Source organism: Rhizobium sp. LjRoot258, assembly GCF_964254185.1.
In the GTDB taxonomy this organism is placed as follows: Bacteria; Pseudomonadota; Alphaproteobacteria; order Rhizobiales; family Rhizobiaceae; genus Rhizobium.
In genome coordinates, this window is sequence record NZ_CAXUST020000002.1 from 601,110 (window position 1) to 619,696 (window position 18,587).

17 protein-coding genes and 4 pseudogenes are annotated in these 18,587 nt (G+C 58.8%); 17 read left to right on the forward strand and 4 right to left on the reverse strand.

The genetic code is table 11. The features are described from left to right. Positions 1–50 precede the first annotated feature (50 nt). From ACSQ9D_RS23650 to ACSQ9D_RS23670, 5 genes and pseudogenes are all read left to right on the forward strand, one after another. Positions 51–326 (forward strand): hypothetical protein, encoded by a 276-nt coding sequence (locus tag ACSQ9D_RS23650; protein ID WP_436284344.1) that lies wholly within the window; start codon positions 51–53, stop codon positions 324–326. Further along, positions 323–1,288 carry an ABC transporter permease gene (locus tag ACSQ9D_RS23655; protein ID WP_436284345.1) on the forward strand — a complete coding sequence of 322 codons (966 nt, stop codon included), beginning with the start codon at positions 323–325 and terminating at the stop codon, positions 1,286–1,288. Before ACSQ9D_RS23650 ends, ACSQ9D_RS23655 begins: the two co-directional genes overlap by 4 nt. After that, positions 1,285–2,127, forward strand: coding sequence for an ABC transporter permease (locus ACSQ9D_RS23660; RefSeq protein ID WP_436284346.1), 843 nt, complete (start codon positions 1,285–1,287; stop codon positions 2,125–2,127). Before ACSQ9D_RS23655 ends, ACSQ9D_RS23660 begins: the two co-directional genes overlap by 4 nt. Further along, the gene (locus tag ACSQ9D_RS23665) at positions 2,124–3,959 is read left to right on the forward strand and encodes a dipeptide ABC transporter ATP-binding protein (RefSeq protein ID WP_436284347.1); all 1,836 of its coding nucleotides are present in this window, start codon (positions 2,124–2,126) and stop codon (positions 3,957–3,959) included. Before ACSQ9D_RS23660 ends, ACSQ9D_RS23665 begins: the two co-directional genes overlap by 4 nt. Before the next feature lie 46 nt (positions 3,960–4,005). Continuing rightward, positions 4,006–4,498, forward strand: a pseudogene (locus tag ACSQ9D_RS23670) (tripartite tricarboxylate transporter substrate-binding protein); the annotation flags it as partial. Between the two features lie 393 nt (positions 4,499–4,891). On the opposite strand, the gene ACSQ9D_RS23675 reads toward ACSQ9D_RS23670, so the two are convergent. Beyond that, positions 4,892–5,440 (reverse strand): sugar O-acetyltransferase, encoded by a 549-nt coding sequence (locus ACSQ9D_RS23675; RefSeq protein ID WP_436284348.1) that lies wholly within the window; start codon positions 5,438–5,440, stop codon positions 4,892–4,894. 115 nt (positions 5,441–5,555) lie between these two features. On the opposite strand from ACSQ9D_RS23675, the pseudogene ACSQ9D_RS23680 reads away from it, so the two are divergent. The 8 genes and pseudogenes from ACSQ9D_RS23680 to ACSQ9D_RS23715 all read left to right on the forward strand — a co-directional run. Continuing rightward, positions 5,556–5,782: pseudogene (locus ACSQ9D_RS23680) on the forward strand (NUDIX hydrolase); the annotation flags it as partial. A gap of 560 nt (positions 5,783–6,342) precedes the next feature. Continuing rightward, the gene (locus ACSQ9D_RS23685; RefSeq protein WP_436284349.1) at positions 6,343–6,597 is read left to right on the forward strand and encodes a type II toxin-antitoxin system prevent-host-death family antitoxin; all 255 of its coding nucleotides are present in this window, start codon (positions 6,343–6,345) and stop codon (positions 6,595–6,597) included. Beyond that, entirely contained in the window at positions 6,594–7,016 is a 423-nt protein-coding gene (locus tag ACSQ9D_RS23690; RefSeq protein ID WP_436284350.1) for a type II toxin-antitoxin system VapC family toxin, read from the forward strand. Before ACSQ9D_RS23685 ends, ACSQ9D_RS23690 begins: the two co-directional genes overlap by 4 nt. A gap of 539 nt (positions 7,017–7,555) precedes the next feature. Continuing rightward, positions 7,556–8,677: pseudogene (locus tag ACSQ9D_RS23695) on the forward strand (type II toxin-antitoxin system HipA family toxin); the annotation flags it as partial. Positions 8,678–8,903: 226 nt separating this feature from the next. Continuing rightward, entirely contained in the window at positions 8,904–9,650 is a 747-nt protein-coding gene (locus ACSQ9D_RS23700) for a Tll0287-like domain-containing protein (protein WP_436284351.1), read from the forward strand. Continuing rightward, a complete protein-coding gene (locus tag ACSQ9D_RS23705; RefSeq protein WP_436284352.1) occupies positions 9,647–12,361 on the forward strand; it encodes a response regulator in 2,715 nt (904 codons plus the stop codon). The genes ACSQ9D_RS23700 and ACSQ9D_RS23705 overlap by 4 nt, the downstream gene beginning before the upstream one ends. A 14-nt stretch (positions 12,362–12,375) precedes the next feature. Next, positions 12,376–12,741, forward strand: coding sequence for a response regulator (locus ACSQ9D_RS23710; protein WP_436284353.1), 366 nt, complete (start codon positions 12,376–12,378; stop codon positions 12,739–12,741). Between the two features lie 35 nt (positions 12,742–12,776). Continuing rightward, a complete protein-coding gene (locus ACSQ9D_RS23715; protein WP_436284354.1) occupies positions 12,777–14,300 on the forward strand; it encodes an adenylate/guanylate cyclase domain-containing protein in 1,524 nt (507 codons plus the stop codon). A 299-nt stretch (positions 14,301–14,599) separates the two neighbouring features. Here the strand turns inward: ACSQ9D_RS23715 and ACSQ9D_RS23720 are convergent, their stop codons facing one another. Next, positions 14,600–14,938 (reverse strand): group II intron maturase-specific domain-containing protein, encoded by a 339-nt coding sequence (locus tag ACSQ9D_RS23720; protein ID WP_436285152.1) that lies wholly within the window; start codon positions 14,936–14,938, stop codon positions 14,600–14,602. 152 nt (positions 14,939–15,090) lie between these two features. Here ACSQ9D_RS23720 and ACSQ9D_RS23725 point away from each other — a divergent pair, with 152 nt between their 5' ends. Further along, the gene (locus tag ACSQ9D_RS23725) at positions 15,091–16,344 is read left to right on the forward strand and encodes an ATP-binding protein (protein WP_436284355.1); all 1,254 of its coding nucleotides are present in this window, start codon (positions 15,091–15,093) and stop codon (positions 16,342–16,344) included. 12 nt (positions 16,345–16,356) lie between these two features. Here ACSQ9D_RS23725 and ACSQ9D_RS23730 read toward each other — a convergent pair whose 3' ends face one another. Then, positions 16,357–16,485: a hypothetical protein gene (locus ACSQ9D_RS23730; protein WP_436284356.1), complete on the reverse strand. Its 129-nt coding sequence runs from the start codon at positions 16,483–16,485 to the stop codon at positions 16,357–16,359. A 129-nt stretch (positions 16,486–16,614) separates the two neighbouring features. Next, the gene (locus ACSQ9D_RS23735) at positions 16,615–16,920 is read right to left on the reverse strand and encodes a hypothetical protein (RefSeq protein ID WP_436285153.1); all 306 of its coding nucleotides are present in this window, start codon (positions 16,918–16,920) and stop codon (positions 16,615–16,617) included. Between the two features lie 108 nt (positions 16,921–17,028). Here ACSQ9D_RS23735 and ACSQ9D_RS23740 point away from each other — a divergent pair. The 3 genes and pseudogenes from ACSQ9D_RS23740 to ACSQ9D_RS23750 all read left to right on the forward strand — a co-directional run. Further along, positions 17,029–17,240, forward strand: a pseudogene (locus ACSQ9D_RS23740) (RHE_PE00001 family protein); the annotation flags it as partial. Between the two features lie 2 nt (positions 17,241–17,242). Further along, positions 17,243–17,557, forward strand: a complete 315-nt coding sequence (locus ACSQ9D_RS23745; RefSeq protein WP_436284357.1) for a hypothetical protein — start codon at positions 17,243–17,245, stop codon at positions 17,555–17,557. Beyond that, on the forward strand, positions 17,502–18,530 hold the full coding sequence (locus ACSQ9D_RS23750; protein WP_436282786.1) for an IS110 family transposase: 1,029 nt from the start codon (positions 17,502–17,504) through the stop codon (positions 18,528–18,530). Before ACSQ9D_RS23745 ends, ACSQ9D_RS23750 begins: the two co-directional genes overlap by 56 nt. The last annotated feature ends 57 nt before the right edge of the window (positions 18,531–18,587 follow it).

Consider the following 18,587-nt stretch of genomic DNA (forward strand, 5'->3'; position numbering starts at 1 on the left):
GCATGGATCGGCGCCCGTGCGTCCGGCCGAGGATTGAAGGTGTCTGCAGGATGGACCTTTTTGAAGCGAATTTCGGACGACTTCACAAGCTGCGATCCCCGCACAGCCGCGTCTGGCGCTTTTCCCCGGATGGGGCCGAAGCGGTGCAACTGACCAACGGGCCAGGCGGTGACGGCCTGCCGCACCTGTCGCCCGTCGACGGCACGCTGGCAATTGTTTCCCATCGCGCTTTGCAAGGAAAAATGTCGCTATTCCTCAAGGACGACCTCGGCGAGCGGCGCCGCACGATCGGCTGGTTCGACCGCTATCTCGGGTGTCCCCGGTGACGGGCTCGAGCCTCGTCGTCTTCGTCACGCGACGGCTCGCCGTGGCGATCCTACTGCTCCTTATAATCTCCTTCAGCGTCTTCGCGCTGGTCCACATCGCGCCCGGCGACCCGGTGCGCTCCCTGCTTGGCGCACGGGCGGCAGACCCGGCAACGCTGGCAGCCATCCGCGCGCGTTACCACTTGGACGATCCGTTCCTCGTCCAATATGGGAAGTGGCTGTCGCAGGTGATCCAAGGCGACCTCGGCGTCTCCATCCAGGGCAACCGGGCGGTGACGAGCACCATTGCGGATCGGCTCGGCGTCACCATCTTCCTCACCTTGATGAGCACTATTCTTGTTCTCGGCCTCGGCATCCTGCTCGGTGCGATCGCCGCCTTGCGCCGTGGCACGCGGCTCGACCGGGCGGTCGTCATGTTCGGTGTTTTCGGCATCAGCTCTCCAGCCTTCGTCACCGGCATTTTCCTTCTCTATGTCTTCGGCGTTCTGCTGCACTGGTTCCCGATCTTCGGTCCGGGAAGAGGATTCCTCGACCGTGCCTGGCACCTGACGCTTCCGGCGCTTGCGCTTGCGATCTCGGTCATGGCGATCGTCGTCAAAATCACTCGCGCGGCGATGATCGAGGAGCTGGCCCGAGACTACATCACGTTTGCGCGGGCGCGCGGACTGAGTTCGCGTCGCATCTTGTTTGCCTACGTGCTCAGGAACTCCCTCATTCCCGTGGTCACGGCCGCAGGGCTCATCGTCGTCGGCATCGTGGCCGGCGCGATCTACGTCGAGGTCACCTTTTCTTTGCCAGGTCTCGGCTCTTTGACGGTCGATGCGATCCAGAAGCGCGACATTCCGACAATCCAGGGGACCACCCTGCTTTTCTCCGCCTTCGTCGTGCTGGTCAACCTTGCGGTCGACGTGATCTATACGATGATCGACCCGCGCATCCGTTTCGGTAGAGTCGAGGCATGAAGGCCCCAGCCATCGGCGAGACGCGAAGGAGGAAGCAGCCATTGCGCATTCCAATCGTCATTCTGGTTGCTGCGCTGACTATCACGACGGTGGTGGTCTGCGCCGTCCTTGGGGAGAGGATCGCCCCCGATTCGCCCTTCCTCCAGCGTCTCGAGGTCGGCGATGCGCCGCCTTCGTTAGTCCACATTGCCGGGACGGATCTACTCGGCCGCGATGTGCTGTCGCGTGTGATCTACGGTGCAAGAACGGCCTTGGTCGGCCCAATCGTTGTCGCCGCCGGAGCTTTCGCGATCGCGACCCTGCTTGGCCTTCTTTCGGGCTATCTTGGCGGTTTGGTCGATTCGGCGATCATGTGCTGGGTGGATTTCATGCTCGCGTTGCCGGGGCCGCTCGTGGCGGTCGTCGTCGTCGGCGTAGTGGGAGGCGGATATTGGACCGCCGTCCTAGTCCTGGTCGTCCTTTTCACCGCCCCCGATACGCGCATTGTGCGGAGCGCGGTCCTTGAGCAGCGACCGCTTCCCTATATCGAAGCCGCGCGCACTCTCGGCATCTCGAAGACGCGTATTCTGTTCGTGCACATCCTCCCGAATGTCGGCCCGATCATCCTCGCCTATGTCGTCCTCGACTTTGCCTTCGCCTTGGTCAATCTCGCCGGGCTGTCGTTCCTCGGCCTTGGCATTGAGCCCGGTGCTCCTGACTGGGGTCGGATGCTCTTCGAGAACCGCAATATCCTCTTCTCCAATCCGGTTGCGCTGCTCCTGCCGGCAGGCATGATTATCCTTACCGCGGTCAGCATGAACCTCATCGGCGACTGGTTGTTCGAGCGGTTCGCAAAATGAACACGGCCGTGACGCACTCAGGTCAGGAGGGTCCGCTCCTCGAGGTCGAGGGGCTAGCGATTTCACACGCCGCGGTTCCCATTACGACGCCCTTGGGGATCGTGGTGGAGCGGGGCGAGACCATTGCGATCGTCGGCGAATCCGGGTCCGGAAAATCGCTCACGGCGCGGGCAATCGCCGGCATATTGCCGCCAGGCATCAATGCCACTGGCACCGTCACGCTCGACGGCATTCCCCTGATGCAGCTTGCCGAGAGCGAACTCCGGAAGATTCGCGGGTTTCGTGTGTCGATGCTTATGCAGGATCCATTCACGATGCTGAACCCGCTCATGCGAAGCGGCGACCACATTGACGAGATGCTGCGCGACCGGCCCGAATTCGCCTCACGCGCAGCAAGAGCGGAGGAAGTGAAAAGACGCCTCGCAGAAGTCGGCATAGTCGACGAGGATGTCGCCCGCCGCATGCCATTCCAGCTGTCGGGGGGCATGTGCCAGCGCGTCGCACTTGCCGCCGCGCTCGCCCGCGACCCGGAGCTGCTCATTGCCGATGAGCCCGCGACGGCGCTCGACGTAACGACTCAGGCGGAGATCATCAAGCTCCTGCGTCGTGTCCAGCGCGAGCGGCAAATGAGCCTCATTCTCATTACCCACAACCTTCGGCTCGCGTTCTCGACCTGCCAGCGCATCTATGTGCTCTACGCCGGCTCAATGCTCGAAGTCGGCGACGCCGCAGCTGTGGAGCGTCAGCCGTTCCATCCTTACACCTTGGGACTCCTGCTATCGGAACCGCCGGTCGATATTCGCGTGCCTCGGCTCGTCGCGATCTCGGGCTCAGTGCCGCGCGCGGCCGATGTTGTCGACAGCTGTGGTTTCGCCGACCGCTGCGACTGGGCGAAGCAGATTTGCCGCGCGGGCAAGCCGCCGCTGGCCGCGCGCGACGCGAGCCGGTTCACTGCATGCATCCGCCAGGACGAGATTCAGGGCGAACTCGACGCTGTGCGCACGGCGACGCTCTCGGCGGCGCCGATAACGCCGCGCCGGGGAGGAACCGCAGGGGCGCTCGTTCGCGTCGACGCGCTCGTCAAGACATTCGTGGGCAGGCGGGGCCGCCCGATCTGCGCGGTAAAGGACGTATCGCTACAGATCATGCCCGGGGAAAGTGTCGGCCTCGTCGGCGAATCTGGCTCGGGCAAGACCACGCTTGGGCGCTGCCTCGTCGGCCTCGAAACCCCGACTGCTGGCGACATCCTTATCAACGGTATCGCGGCAGCGGATTTCGGCGCCATGCCGAAGGCGGACCTCGCCCGCGTTCGGCGGACAATTCAGATGGTCTTCCAGGATCCGTATTCAACACTAAATCCTAGGCATAGCGTCGGGCAGGCCCTGGGCGAGGCGCTCGGGGCGTCAGCGGGCGCTACTAGCCCAGCGACGCCGGAACGGATCGCGTCGCTGCTGGCGGAAGTCGGCTTGTCTGCCGCGTACGCCACACGCCGTCCGGTGTCGCTCTCGGGGGGCGAGCGCCAGCGAGTCGCCATCGCACGCGCGCTTGCCGTCAAACCGGCAATCCTCGTTTGCGACGAACCAGTATCCGCCCTCGACGTCTCGGTGCAGGCGCAGGTGCTCAACCTATTCAGGCGCCTGCAAGTTGAGCACGAGCTCTCATATCTCTTCATCACGCACGACCTCGCTGTCGTCCGCCAGATCACCGAGCGCATTTACGTTCTCTACCTTGGCGAGATCGTCGAGGAGGGGCCGACGGAGAGTGTGATCGGTAACCCGCAGCACCCGTATACACGTCGCCTCGTTGAATCGATCCCGCGCTCGGCCATCTAACGTGCACCTGACACAACTCGCCAGCATGGAATTCGATGCATTCCCTGCGCGCGCCGGCGACGGCACGCCGCTGCATCTTTCCGGGGAGCTCTTCAAGGCAATGGCCGGGGTGGACATGGAGCATATCCCCTATAGGGGCTCGGGCCCGGCCTTGAACGATGTTCTTGGCAATCATGTTCGACAACCTGCCGTCGTCGTCTGGCCACATCAAGAGCGGCACGCTGCGTGCGCTTGCAGTCACCACCAAGGAGCGCGCACCGTCCTTCCCAGATGTGCCGACGGTTGCCGAGACCGTTCCGGGCTACGAAACCTATACCTGGAACGCGCTGTTTGCTCCCGCCGGCACCCCGACAGATGTCGTTGCTCGTCTGAACCTGGCGGCCAACAAGGCGCTCGCCGATCCAGGAGTCAGCAAGAAAATGGCCGAATTCAGTGCCGTTGTCGTGGGTTCGACCCCGGAGCAGCTCGGCGCACATGTAAAGGCGGAGATTGCTAAGTGGACCCCGGTCGTGCGCGACGCCAAGATTGAACTCGAATAGGCGCTGCCCAATCTCAGGCGAGCGTTGTCGAGCGGATGGAGTGAGAAGGGCGTATGAACGGCATTGCTGAAGGTCTTTAGGACCTTCGTTCGATTCTCTTGAAGCCGGTCATTGTGAAAACTGACCGAGCAGCTCGGCCGCATCAGCAGCGGCTCGCGGATATCCGAGCAAGGTCGACCGAAGCAGCGGGTGGGCGCTGGGTGGTTGGCCGGTCACGGAACTGGATGCTGGCCGAACCCAGACCAGTTCTGCGGTGAAGGGGGAGGCGGCTAAGACTTGCATCCCTTCGCCGGAGGGTAGCTGATTGGTAGGATCAATCTGACGCGACCTTCGCCGTCAGCGGCGCCAGTAGCACTCGCTTCGAGCCCACCATCGAAGTGGCGGCTTTATCCGTCAGACCTCCCGCGCGGGGTTTCCAACCACCGTTGCGCCCTCCGCGATGTCGCGGGTGACGACTGAACCGGCGCCGACGATGGCGCCGTCGCCGATCATCACACCGCCAAGGATGATAGCGCCCCCGCCGATCCAGACGTCGGTACCGATCGCCACGGGCCGGTCAATCTGCAGTCCACTGCGCCTAAGAGCCGGATCCCTATGATGGTCGGCACAGTAGATGTGGACGCCAGGCCCCAGCATGGACCCTTCGCCGATCCGCACGCTCGCCGTGTCCAGGATGGTGCAGCCGGCATTGAGATAGACACGGTTGCCGAGTGCAATGTTCATGCCGTACGCGCAATGGAACGGCGCCTCGATGAAAGCATTGTCCGGTGCCTCAGCAAAAAGCGCCCTTAGCGCTGGCGCAATGTTGCCCCGGTTTTCGGGATCCAGTGTGTTGTGCTGATGCACTGCATTGCGCGCAAGCACGCGCAGAGCGTCGAGCTCCGGGTCGAAGCAGCAATACCATTCTCCAGCGGCCATCTTTTGTCGTTCACTGTCACTCACGAGACCCTCCTCAGTTGTTCACATACCGTTGGCACGATGATGGACGAAGGTGTAGCGTCGCCGCAAGAGTTGCAATCGCGCCGCTCGGCTTGGGCAGATATTTTGCGTCAGGGTGTATGCCGCCTTGTGCTTTTGCCACAAGGATAACGGAACCTCGATTGAAATACTGGTCGTCGCATCGCGCGACAGTGGACGCTGGTCCATTCCCAAGGGATGGCCCATGGAGCGCAAAGCGCCGCATGAGACGGCAGCCATTGAAGCGTGGGAAGAAACAAGCGTCCGGGCAAGGTCAGAACGAAGCCAGTTGGCAGGTACACCTACCTAAAGCGCCTGAGGGATGGCTTCCGGAGCGACCGATAATTCTCTGGCTCGTCCACCTCGGCGCCCGAGGACCACAAAAGGCAGCGGCAGGATCGCGTCCAATGACACGGCTGGAAGCGTCCCTAACGCAATGGTGTCGAACGTCTCGAATGCCGCCTGCGGGTGACTGGCCTTGTTCGGCATCCCCGGTCGGCAAGGAGCAGGCGGACGGGACGGGCACTAGTCTAGCGCGCGTCCACTTTACTGCGTGTTGCAGCCTGTGGCTGCGTAGGTTGCAAGGGAATGTCACATATTCCCGGGCGCGCTTCGTATGACCGGACGGATTGTGAAAGGAATTGCCTCGGCCGCCGACACTCGATGCTGTCGAGATGACGTCCCAGGGAGTGGTTGTCCAATCGCACCCGGTTAGTCAAGGTGGCCTGGTCATTCGCACTCATCCCCGTTGCTGGACACCATCTCCGTGTGTTGTGCAAGACTAGGAACGGTTCTTTCCGTCGCTACCGTCGTCGGTTCGGATCCTTTCAAGGCGGCTAGTCAAATAATATCAAATATGTAGGTATGTTCCTACATGGAGGCATTCTATGAGCATCACAAGTTTGTCTAGCCGGGAGTTGAACCACGACGTCAGTAAGGCAAAGAAGGCTGCCAAAAGAGGACCTGTAGTTATTACAGATCGCGGGAAGCCGTCCCATGTGTTGATGACGTACAGCGAATTCGTCCGCCTGACCGGCAAGCGACGGAATCTCGTCGATACTCTTTCAATGCCTGGTTTGTCGACGATCGAATTAGATCCACCGAGAGCCGAAATTGCACCTCGCGAGGTCGATCTGTCTTGAAGTACCTGCTGGATACAAACGTCGTCTCCGAGTTGCGCAAAGTTGGAGACGGTAAAGCAGATGCCAATGTGACGAAGTGGGTCGGTGCGCAAGATTCCAATGACTTGTTCATTTCCGCAATTACGATCCTGGAAATTGAGCGCGGGATATTAACCACCCAGCGTCGCGACACTGCCCAGGGCTCTCGCTTGCGGGGATGGATGGATAGCCGTGTTCGCCCTGAATTCGCCGAGCGAGTTCTGCCAATCGATGACGCGGTAGCGACGCGTTGTGCCCACTTACATATTCCAGACCGCCGCAACGAGGCTGATGCTTTGATCGCCGCTACCGCGCTGGTTCACGGTTTAACTGTAGTCACGCGTAATCTTCAGGATTTCGATGATACCGGCGTGATCGTAGTCGACCCGTGGCAAGACTGAAATCGGGCGCGGGCACTCGCTAGCGATGTCCTTTTAGATTCCTCAGATCACCCCAGAACCTTTTTGGGATCGTATGGTCTGCGGTTCATATCCTTTCAAGAGCTTGGATCTTTTCGATTTGATCTGCTCCAAGCTTATGCGGACCTCGCGGAGGATGTGGTCGACCCAAAACATGTAGTGCCGTCCGGTCCGAGGCAGAGCTTAATTGACTTGCCCGACATCGATGTGGTTGCCGACCAGGTCTTCGAAGACGAATAATGCTCAGCTGAAACATATGCTGAAGCGATTCAACCCTATCGACGGTTTCTCTACTGACCCATCCCATCAGACAGTTTTGTGCCCCCAGAACATCTCACTTCACCGGTTTCCTCGAATGAACGATGTCGGTCCGTTCCGCGTCGTTGCTCCAGCTAGTCTTCGAAAGGAGTGGGTAACAGTCTGATCATGATCAGCCCCCAGAAGTGAGGTTCAGCACAGGTTTGAGCTCGGTTGTTGTATTGTACCAATCACGCCGCCCTGCCGGACGACGAGCCGAGGATATCGAAAATGAGAAACGGCCGACGCTCAGCCTGTCATTGAAGGACCCGTTCGGTGCCCTCATCACCAAGTTCCGGCCGTATAACATGGTGGTCCCGCCCTCCTTCTCGAATCTCTTGCCGGAAGGACCGCTGCGCAAATACCTCGCCGACCGCGCTGGCGTGAAGCCTTCGCGGGAGTTCTTTCTGCTCTGGATGCTAGGCCGCGACCTGCCTGGTGCGGTAACGGTCCATCCTGCCGAGGGCGATGACGCGCCTCCGGATGACGAGCAGGCCGCAGTCGAAGCACGGCCGAATGCGCTGCGCTTCTCGCTGGCCGGCGTGCAACTGAAATTCTCGGCCTTCAAGAACGACGGCAAAGGCGGCGGCTTGACCATTCCGGCCGAGGGCACGGGTGGCTCATGGATCGTGAAGCTGCCCTCGCAGCAATATAGCGGCGTGTCCGAGAATGAGTTCTCGATGATGACCATCGCCCGCATGATGGGCATGGACGTGCCCGACATGCAGCTGGTCGATCTCGATGCCGTGAATGGCCTGCCTCAAGGCGTTGGCGAGCTGCGTGGGCAGGCGCTGGCGATCAAGCGCTTTGACCGCACGCCCGAAGGACCGGTGCATATCGAAGATTTCGCGCAGGTCTTCGGCGTCTTCCCCGACCATAAATACGACAAGGGCAATTACCGGATGATCGGTCGTGTTCTGGGGATCGAGACCGGCACGGCCGACGTGGCGGAGTTCATCCGCCGGCTCGTCTTCAGCACACTGATAGGCAATGGTGACATGCACCTGAAGAACTGGTCGCTCATCTATCCCGACCGCCGCACCCCTGCGCTTTCGCCGGCATATGACCTGTTATCGACGATCCCCTATATCGAGGGAGAGGATACAGCGGCGCTGAATTTCTCCCGCACGAAGAAGATGGCGGCGCTGTCGAAGGACGAGTTGGCGCATCTGGCCGCTAAGGCGGAGCTTTCCGAAAAGCTGGTGATCGACACGGCGCGCGAGACGGTTGAGCGTTTCAAGGCGGTCTGGGAGGCTGAGAAGAACAACCTGCCTATGGCGGCGAAAGTCGTCGAGGCGATCGAAGCGCATGCGCCGACGGTCGAGCTGTACCGCGAGTTTGCGTAAAATAGCGAGGACCGGTGAGACGGACCCCAATGCAGCGGCCTTGAGGCCAATTTATGGACAAAGGCACATTTGGAGGGAAGATGCACATGAGCCAGTGTGATGAAGAGCCTCCGATCAGCACACCAAACTTCTCCCCACACCGTTTCAGGAACCTCGTGAGGACTCTTTTGAACTTTAGCACAAACTGATATTATCGCGGCGCGGGTACTACACTACGAGGCACAACATGCGGCGTGGCCTGATATTTGGTGTCTTCCTGGCATGGGCTGCGATCTGTGTTTTGGCGGGTTTTGTTGTTGCCGACGAAGATGACATGACCACAGGTGAACGGCTCGCTGCATTGTTGCGCGCCGGCCGCACCGTCATCTCGGGTCATCAAAAGCTTATCAACGACGAATCCCTGGGAAAAAAGGATCTCACGGGTCAACGTGTCGTCAACGAAGCGTTGCAGATCTTTGCCCAGCGCAAGGGCGATTCCGTATCGGATCAGAATTTCAGCCCTCTCGATAAGCAATTGTTCGATGCGCAGGTCGCCGCGATAAAGGAAGTTGTCGACGAACATCAAAGCATGATCGATATGAAGGGTGTGGGCTTCAAGGGGTTCATTCCCTCGACCTTCGCCCGATTGGTCAATGAACGTTTCGAGGAAAAGGTCGGCGATAAGGCGAAGATGAAGGTGACGGCGCCGGAGGAGCTGATCCGCAATCGCAAGGCGCGCCCGGATGATTGGGAGCAGCACGTCATAGAGACCAATTTTCTGTCTCCCGATTGGCCAAAGGGAAAATCCTTTACCGAGGATGTAGAGGTGGGCGGCCGCCAGTCTTTTCGCATGCTGATCCCTGAATATTACTCGGCATCCTGCCTGACGTGTCACGGCGGACCCAAAGGCGAGGTCGATGTAACGGGCTACCCGAAGGAGGGTAAAGCTCAAGGCGATTTGGCCGGTGCGATCAGCATTACGCTGTTCAAATGAGCACCTTCGCCACCATTCCGATGCGGATCGGCCGCTTGACGGATCGAAAGATACCGCTTCGCCTTATCTGTCTTTCGGCCGCGCTTTTGGGCGCGTTGCTCTTCAGCGTCGCCTTCATGGCGCATGATCTGCGTGAAAATCAGCGGCGTGTTGAGGAGGCGAATGCGCGCTTTCATATGTTCGACGATGCTGCCAAAGCGCATCGCCATTTTGGCGAGGTCCGCTATTGGCTCACGGATCTATCGGTCAGCCTGTTGACCCTCTCGGAACGGCGCGCGCAAGAAGCCCGCAAAACGCTGGAACAAGATCTGGCCCGCATCAAGGTCTTCGCGCCCGATGAAGCGAACACGATCCTACAGGGTTCGAACGCCTACTTTGAAAAGGCGATGGAGGCCGTTGACGCCTACACCAATGACAACAGGGTCATCGGCAACTCCCGGCTGGCGGCTGCCAGAAGCTATAGTGATCAAGTCGATTCCGTGCTTATGTCGCTCGAACAGCGTCTCGAGAACGAAGCCGATCTGGCGCGCGACGCTGCGGATGCGACGGCGCGCAATACCTATATGCGAGCTCTGATCGCAGCCGGCGTGACGACGCTGGCCTGCATTCTGATGACCTGGCTGGTGCTGCGCTCCATCCTCGTGCCGCTCGGCCGGATCGACAGGGCGATGACGCAGTTGACGAGGGGGCAGGACGATGTCGAACTGCCGCCGGAAGGCAGCGATGAATTCGGAAAACTTTCAAAGACGTTGCGATTGCTGCGTGACAGCCAGGCTGAGCGTCGAGAGCTTGAAGCGGTTACCGAGCGCCAGCGTAATACGGTAATGACAGCGATCGAAACGATTCCCGATGGGTTCGCGTTTTTTGACGCGAACGACCAGCTGGTTTTGGTCAACCAACGTTATCTTCAACTGTTTCCGGAGATTGCGGACCTGATGACGCCTGGAAGGCCCTTTGAAGATATCATTCGTGCGCAGGTAGAACGCGGCACGACCGATATCGGAAGCGGCGGCATAGAGAGTTGGGTCGCTGAGGCCATGCAGCGTCACCGCGAGCCGCAGGGCATGATCGAGCGGCAATTCGCCAATGGAACATGGCTACGCATCGCCAAGCGAAAGACGCCGGAGGGCGGCACCGTGGCGGTCTATACGGATATATCGGATTTGAAGAACCGACAGGCGGAGCTGGAGGAGGCAAGGCGTGGCGCAGAGGTCGCCAGCGAAGAAAAGAGCCGTTTCCTCGCCTCCATGAGCCACGAGCTGCGCACTCCTTTGAATGCGATCATCGGTTATAGCGAAATGCTCATCGAGGATGCCAGCGATCTCGGACAGTCCGGGTTCATTTCGGATCTCAATAAGATTATGGGCTCGGGACGCCATCTCCTGGCGCTCATCAACGACGTTCTCGATCTCTCCAAGATCGAGGCGGGCAAGATGGAGCTTTACGTCGAGCGCGTCAGCCTAAGACAGCTTCTTGCCGACGTTCAAAATACCGTAGCGCCGCTGATCGCCAAGAAGGGCAACCGTCTGATGGTGAGTGCCTCCGTCGAGAAGGACCAGATCGAGACCGATAAGACCAAGTTGCGACAAAATCTGTTTAATCTTCTGTCAAATGCTGCCAAATTTACGGAGAACGGCGAGATCAAGCTTGAGGTGCGGCGTTACGAGGACGGAGTTGGCGAATGGCTCCAATTTGCCGTCAGTGACAGTGGAATTGGCATGACGAAGGAACAGCAGCAAAAGCTGTTCCATGCATTCGTACAGGTGGACTCGTCGACGACGCGGAATTACGGCGGGACCGGCCTCGGTCTGACCATCACGCAACATTTCGTCAAGATGATGGGTGGTGCCATGGCCGTCGAGAGCGAATTTGGAAAGGGCTCGACCTTCCGCTTCACAATCCCTGCGATCATCAGAACAGACATCGTTCAGGAAAATGCGCCGCAAAGCGATACCTTGGAAGGTGCGAGCGCGCATCCAACAGTTCTCGTGATTGATGATGAGGCGCGGGCTCGCAATTTCGTCTCCGACGCCGTTCGCGGCGCAGGCTTCACCGTGATCGAGGCAGCGGGTGGAGAGGAGGGCTTGGAAAAAATCCGTAGATTGCACCCGGACGCAATCGTCCTTGACGTGATCATGCCGGGTCAAGACGGTTGGTCCGTCCTGCGTGAAATCAAGTCGGACAAGGCAATCTGCGATATTCCCGTCATCCTCGCGACGGTTGTCGCCGATCGCGAGATGGGCCTGGCCTTCGGTGCCGTGGACCATCTGATCAAGCCGATCGACCCCCGGCAACTCGTCGATACCCTAAACGCAGTCGCCGGCGAAGCACGTCATGATGTGCTTATCGTTGACGACGACCCCGCAACCCGCGATCTTTTCCGCAGGGTGCTCGTCCGCGAGGGTTGGCGGGTTCGGGAGGCGGCCGACGGTCGCCATGGTCTTGATCAACTCGAGGCCGCACGGCCGACGATTATGGTTCTCGACCTGATGATGCCGAACATGGACGGTTTCACGCTACTTCAGACGATCAAAGACAGGCGCGACTTGGCAGATATCCCAGTCGTTATCGTCACGTCGAAAGATTTGACGCGAGAAGAGCTGGATTGGTTGGGCGTTCGTGCGACTGAAGTTGTCAGAAAAGGAACCAAAGGTCGCTCCGATCTGATTGCAGCTTTAAAGCGACATCTTCCGCAAAAGGAAGAGGCGTGAGGAGAGAGGTTCGAATGGTCAAGATTCTTCTCGTCGAGGACAATGAGATGAACCGCGATATGCTCTCGCGCCGCTTGGAGAGACGTGGTTACGAAGTTGTCAGCGCAACGGACGGGCTCGCCGGGGTCGAAGCGGCGGTGACCACGAAGCCGGACTTGGTTCTGATGGATATGAGCCTTCCTGTCATCGACGGCTGGGAAGCAACGAAGCGGATCAAGGCAAATCCCATCACTGCTACCATACCGGTGATCGCACTTACCGCCCATGCCATGGCCGGCGATCGTGAAAAGGCAATCGAGGCCGGTTGTGACGATTACGACACCAAACCGATCGAACTACCGGGTCTGCTCGACAAGATCGCCCGTCTGACCGGAGGGTAACGATCGTGACTCCATCTCGGGACATCGGGCATCGCATGTATATCGCCAGAATCGCCCAAAACATCGTCGATCCGGCCCAGGCCATTCTGGGCTATCAGGAACTGATTACAGAAGAGGTGCGGGACGCGGGACCCAGTGATGCTTTGCCGGACCTTGAGAGGATATTGAGCGCCGCGCGGGAGCTGAATTCATTGATCAAGCGGCTTCTCGACATCGAAACGCCGGAAAGTGGGGATGCCCCCTCGCTCGATAGGCTTTTGCGGCATGATCTCAGAACGCCCATGAATGCCATTCTCGGCTATTCCGAGATGTTGATCGAGGACTTCGCCGATACCTTGCCGGCGCGTCTGCTGGAGGACGTGTCGAAGGTCATCCGTGAAAGCCGCAATTTGCTTGCGCAGATTGACGAAACACTTGATGGATCGCCCCCCAATGCGGATCAGGAATTTCAGCCTAAATTCGATGGAACGATCGCCGCCGATCTGGCTAGGACAATGGCGACCCGTTCTTCGGCCATCACGGAACGCGCAGGACGTATCCTCGTCGTCGATGACACGGCGTCAAATCGCGATCTCCTGTCCAGACGCCTCCGCCGCGATGGACACACCGTCGTTGCGGCAAGCTCCGGCGAGGAGGCGCTTTGTATCTTCAATCAGCAGGAATTCGACCTCGTATTGGCCGATGTCTTGATGCCCGACATGAATGGTATAGAGCTTCTCGGCCAGCTTAAATCGGACGGACACTTTCGCGAGATCCCGGTCGTGATGATTTCCGGCCTGAAGGATGACGACGCCGTTGCCCGTTGCATTGAGGCGGGGGCAGAGGACTATCTCCGCAAGCCGATCAATCCCGTCCTGCTTAAAGCGCGTATTGCCGCCTGCCTCGAGCGTCGTCGTTGGCGAACACGCGAAAAGCAATATCTGGCGCAGATAGAATTCGAGAAGGAGCGGGCAAACGCCCTACTTCATGCGATTCTTCCGAAGCAGGTGGTGAAGCGGCTTGCGGATGGAGAGGAAGTGATCGCCGATCGCATCGATATGGTGACTATTATTTTCGCCGACATCGTCAACTTCACGGAATTTGCAGCGCGAACACCAGCTGCAGCACTAGTCCGGAGACTGGGAGAGCTGTTTAGTCGTTTCGATGAACTTGCTGATCAATATGGCATCGAAAAGATCAAGACGATCGGTGATGCCTATATGGCGGCGTCGGGACTACCGGACGCTCGCGTGGATCATGCCGTCGCGGGCGTTGCGTTCGCCAAGGCACTGCTGGCCGAAATGTCTGGAAGCGTCGATGATGGATCAGCGCTCAGCTTGCGGATTGGCATCCATAGCGGGCCGGTCATCGCTGGCCTAATCGGTCGGAAACGCTTTGGCTATGATGTTTGGGGACATACGGTCAATGTTGCAAGTCGTATGGAGTCTTGCGGCGTACCAGGTCAAATTCAGATATCGCAAACGACGTTCGATGCACTTGGCGAAGGACGTTTGCCCGCCCGCCGGGAAATCATGAATATCCGCGGCCTTGGGAGATGCACAACCTACCTTTTGGAATAACACTTCCTGTCGACGTGCTCCATGCGGCCCTGTTGCAAAGGATGACGGCTGGTGCAGAACGGTTCGTAGTTGCTGTTTCAAGCCGTGTAGACGCCGAACTGCCGTGTTGATGAGACGCACATCCCACCACGCTATGGACGAAATGCGTATCAGGCTTCTTAGGTCCGATTTCTGCCGTTCCTCTTGGCACTGATGCGGCGATCTCGGTGTTATGAGCATTTTGCACGAGCGGATGGATGTGCCGGTGCGCGCACGTAGAATAGGCGACTAGCGCCGTTCTGCCTCTCGGCAGTTGGTTTCTAGTCGCCCTTCACTGAACCGGACGTGCATCTTTCGTTATGCATCCAGCTCTCCAGAAGACGTGGCGAAGTCAGGCGTCTCCATCCAGCAGTAGCGGTACCGGCGCGTGGGGTCCAAGCGAGCAGGTGCTGCTCGGCTTTGCCATCTCGCCAGAGGCGCCGTGTCGGGCGACGCAGACTGCGGAGATGATGATCCTGCAGAATACCGCGCCCATGCGCCTTGGGCCGTTTCCACCGCAACCAGTGCCAAAGCCTTTTGCCGACATACCAATCGAGATCGGTAAATACGCGCCCGGCTCGGGCGCAGTAGCGGTAGTAATTCGCCCATCCGCGCAGGATGGGATTTCAAGGCGAGGAATGTGCAACCGCTATCGAGGCTATGGTCTGTTCTGGCGGATTATCGCCAAACCTTTTTCCAACCGAGTGCGCTGAATTTAAATTAGACGACATTTCACTTTAAATCAGACGGATGTTCAGTTAAAAATGGCCGCATGACGAAAGACCCGGCCATTAAGTTCTATGTCGCTCGGAAAGCCCGACCGATTGTGGAAGCTGAACTATCTGACACGCGTGTTGTCCTCATATCTGGTCCACGTCAGGCGGGAAAGACGACGCTCGCCCGAGAGGTTGCCGACAATGATCGGCCGTACATCACACTAGATGACACCGGTACGCTCGACGCTGCGAAATCAGATCCAACCGGCTTTATTCGCGGTATCGACCGCGCCGTCATCGACGAGATCCAACGCGCTCCCGATCTGATGCTTGCGATAAAGGAAAGCGTGGACCGCGATGAGAGACCTGGCAGGTTCCTGCTGACAGGGTCCGCGAACCTAGCGACAGTGCCGTCCATCGCCGACTCCCTGGCGGGGCGTATGGCAGTTGTCTCGCTGCTTCCATTTGCTCAATCAGAAATCCGCTCGACCTCTGGACAGTTGCTTGACCGCCTGTTTGCCGGTGACGAGCCGACGATCGGGGAAGAGGCCCTGTCCGGCGATGATCTAATAGATGTCGTCCTAAAGGGCGGGTATCCTGAAGTTCTGCGCCGGTCCACACCGGCGCGCCGGACGGCATGGCTTGAGGATTATGTGTCTCTTATCCTTGATCGGGACGTTCGAGATATCGCCAATATCGACCAACTCGATCGGTTGCCGAGATTGCTGAACGTGCTAGCTGAACACGCCGGGCAACTGGTAAACCACAGTAGTTTTGGGTCGGCCTTGGGATTGTCGAGCGTCACCGCGCAGAAATATGTGGCAATCCTTGAACGTCTTTTCCTCGTGCGAACGATCGCGCCGTGGTCAAACAATCGTCTAAGCCGACTAGTGAAGACTCCAAAGCTTCACTTCGTCGATACCGCCCTTCTCGCAAGTTTACGGGAAGATGATCGTGAAACGCTAAGACGTGACAGAACTAGGTTTGGCGCACTTCTGGAAAGTTTCGTTGTTTCCGAGCTTTTGAAACTCGCCTCTTGGTCGGAGCGGCGTTTTTCCTTCTCGCATTATCGCACCAAGGACCAGGATGAGGTTGATCTTGTCATCGAAGACCGTCGCGGCCGGATCATCGGAATTGAAGTTAAGGCGTCAGCGACGGTCAAATCAGAGGATTTCAAGGGATTGAGGCAGTTGCAAGAGGCAGTCGGAGATCGTTTTGTTCGAGGTCTGGTGCTTCACAATCATGATCGTGTCACTCCGTTCGGAGAGAAACTGCACGCGGCTCCGCTGTCCATTCTTTGGTCGATGTAAGAGCATAACTCGTCAGGTGCCGCCCACACTGATGTCAAACCGTTCGACAGAAACGGCCTCGCAGTCATGTCCATCCTGGTTGAGCCGGCTCTGCAAACGGCGGGTCATTCCGTCGACGTGATCGCGGGTAACGTAGATCATTGCCACTCCAAGCTCGGCATGTAACTCGCTCAATTGCGCTTGTATTTTCATCGCGAAGGATGGTTGTGGATAGCTCAACTGGATTTTGCCATTCGCTGCGGATCTCTTCGCACATGGCGGCGCGAGTTCTTAGATTCCTGACCCGTCGAGCTCTTGGGCGTCGTCGCCTTCCCAGGGTGAGGGCATCGAGGTGCGATTGAGATTGGCCGAGGGCATCGGCATCCAGCATTTCAATTCCGGCTCGGCGTATTCGACGATGCGGCCGGGCGAAGAATCAGAGGCGCGCCAGCCTTCGGCACCGAACTGGTCGCCATTCGACCAATACGCGAGATCGACTTCTGCCTGCCCCTGTTCGGACGGGCGGATCGTGACGAGGATGCGACTGCCGTCTTTCGGCGCGCTTGCCATGTGGCGCCAGCGGTCTGGCTCGTCCATCATTTTTCCTCCTGCCTTGCTGTAGGTTGCAAGTGTCGCCTCGCCATCGAAAACGGTCAACTCAAACTTTGCACAACCCACCCTGTGTATTCCGCTGGAAACCGGTCGCTCGAGGAATGGCGTGCCGTGCGGCGGCAGGCGGAAAATCTACCACCGGTGCTGCAGCATGGGCCCTGGCTCGGCCGGTTGCATCGATCCTCCGCCAGGCCGGCGTCATGTCCGCGACGCACCTAGCCGCCTTCAACCTCGGCCTGAAATCCATCCCCGTCGATCACCGCGCCAAATGGCATATCCAAAACCGCCGAGGTCTAATTGCCGCCGGATGAAAGTTCAGTGGCAGATCAACCTCAGTGTGCTGGTCGCGAATGCCGGGATTTCGCGAACTGAAGACATGACGGTGTACGGATGGGATGCCTCTGAAGCCGAGGCGATTGTGCAGACCTATATTCTGGGCGTACTGCGCGTGACGGCAGCCTTCCTACCGACATTGGAAAGCGCCATTAGCATGTGTAATCGGGCGTTCCCACCTGGGGCGAGCTCCCACTACTATCTCGGCTTGGCCGAGATGAAGGGAGACGACGATGTTTTATGCTGCTTTGGACGTGTCACTGCGCTCAGTGGCGATCTGCATCATTGACCAGGATGGAAAGGTTCGACTTGAGCGATCCGTCCCGTCTGACGTGCCGGACTTAGTTCACTGCCTGCACGAGTTTGGCGAACCGATCCACCAGGTAGGGCTGGAAGCTGGCACGCTGACCCAACATCTGACCTACGGACTAAAAGAAGCAGGGTTCGACGTGGTGTGTATGGAGGCTCGCCAGGTCAATGCGGCTCTTTCAGCCATGCGCAACAAAACCGACAAACATGACGCTCGCGGCATCGCCCAAATCCTGCGCTCGGGTTGGTATAGTCGAGTGCACGTGAAGAGCGTCGAAAGCCATTACATCCGAGCGCTGCTTACCAGCCGCAAGGTCATGCAGCGAAAATGCATCGATCTTGAGAACGAAATCCGCGGTCTGCTGAAGGTCTTCGGTGTCAAGCTGCCGATGCGTCTATCGCGCGGTGCATTCGACGCGGCGGTCCGCGACACCATCGGAAGCGATCCGGCACTAAGCCATGCCCTCCTGCCGATGTTGCAGGCTAGGCAGATGCTCTTGGAAACCTTTCTCGAACTCGATCGGCGTGTCCGAAGGGCAGCCCGCGAAGACGCTATCTGCATGCGGTTCATGGGCATCCCAGGCGTCGGCGAGATAACGGCTTTAAGCTTCAAGGCCGCAGTCGACGATCCGACCCGCTTCAAAAGCTCGCGCACCGTTGGAGCCCACTTTGGGCTGACGCCGCGGCGTTTCCAGTCCGGCGAGAAAGACAATCCCGGCCGCATCTCACATGCCGGCGACGCTGACGTACGGGCGACCCTCTATGCTGCCGCTAACGCGATGCTGATGCGGTCAATCGCCTGGAACGGCCTGAAGGCCTGGGGCGTGCGGCTGATGAAGACCAAGGGGCGGCGGAGAGCTATCGTCGCTGTTGCTCGCAAGATTGCCGTCGTGCTTCACCGCATGTGGATCGACGGCACAGAGTTCCGATTCGGATCGGAGGCCTCAGTATGAACTGATATAGCCTTCGACTATGATCCTGGCCGGATCGTCCCATGCGGACGACGGGAT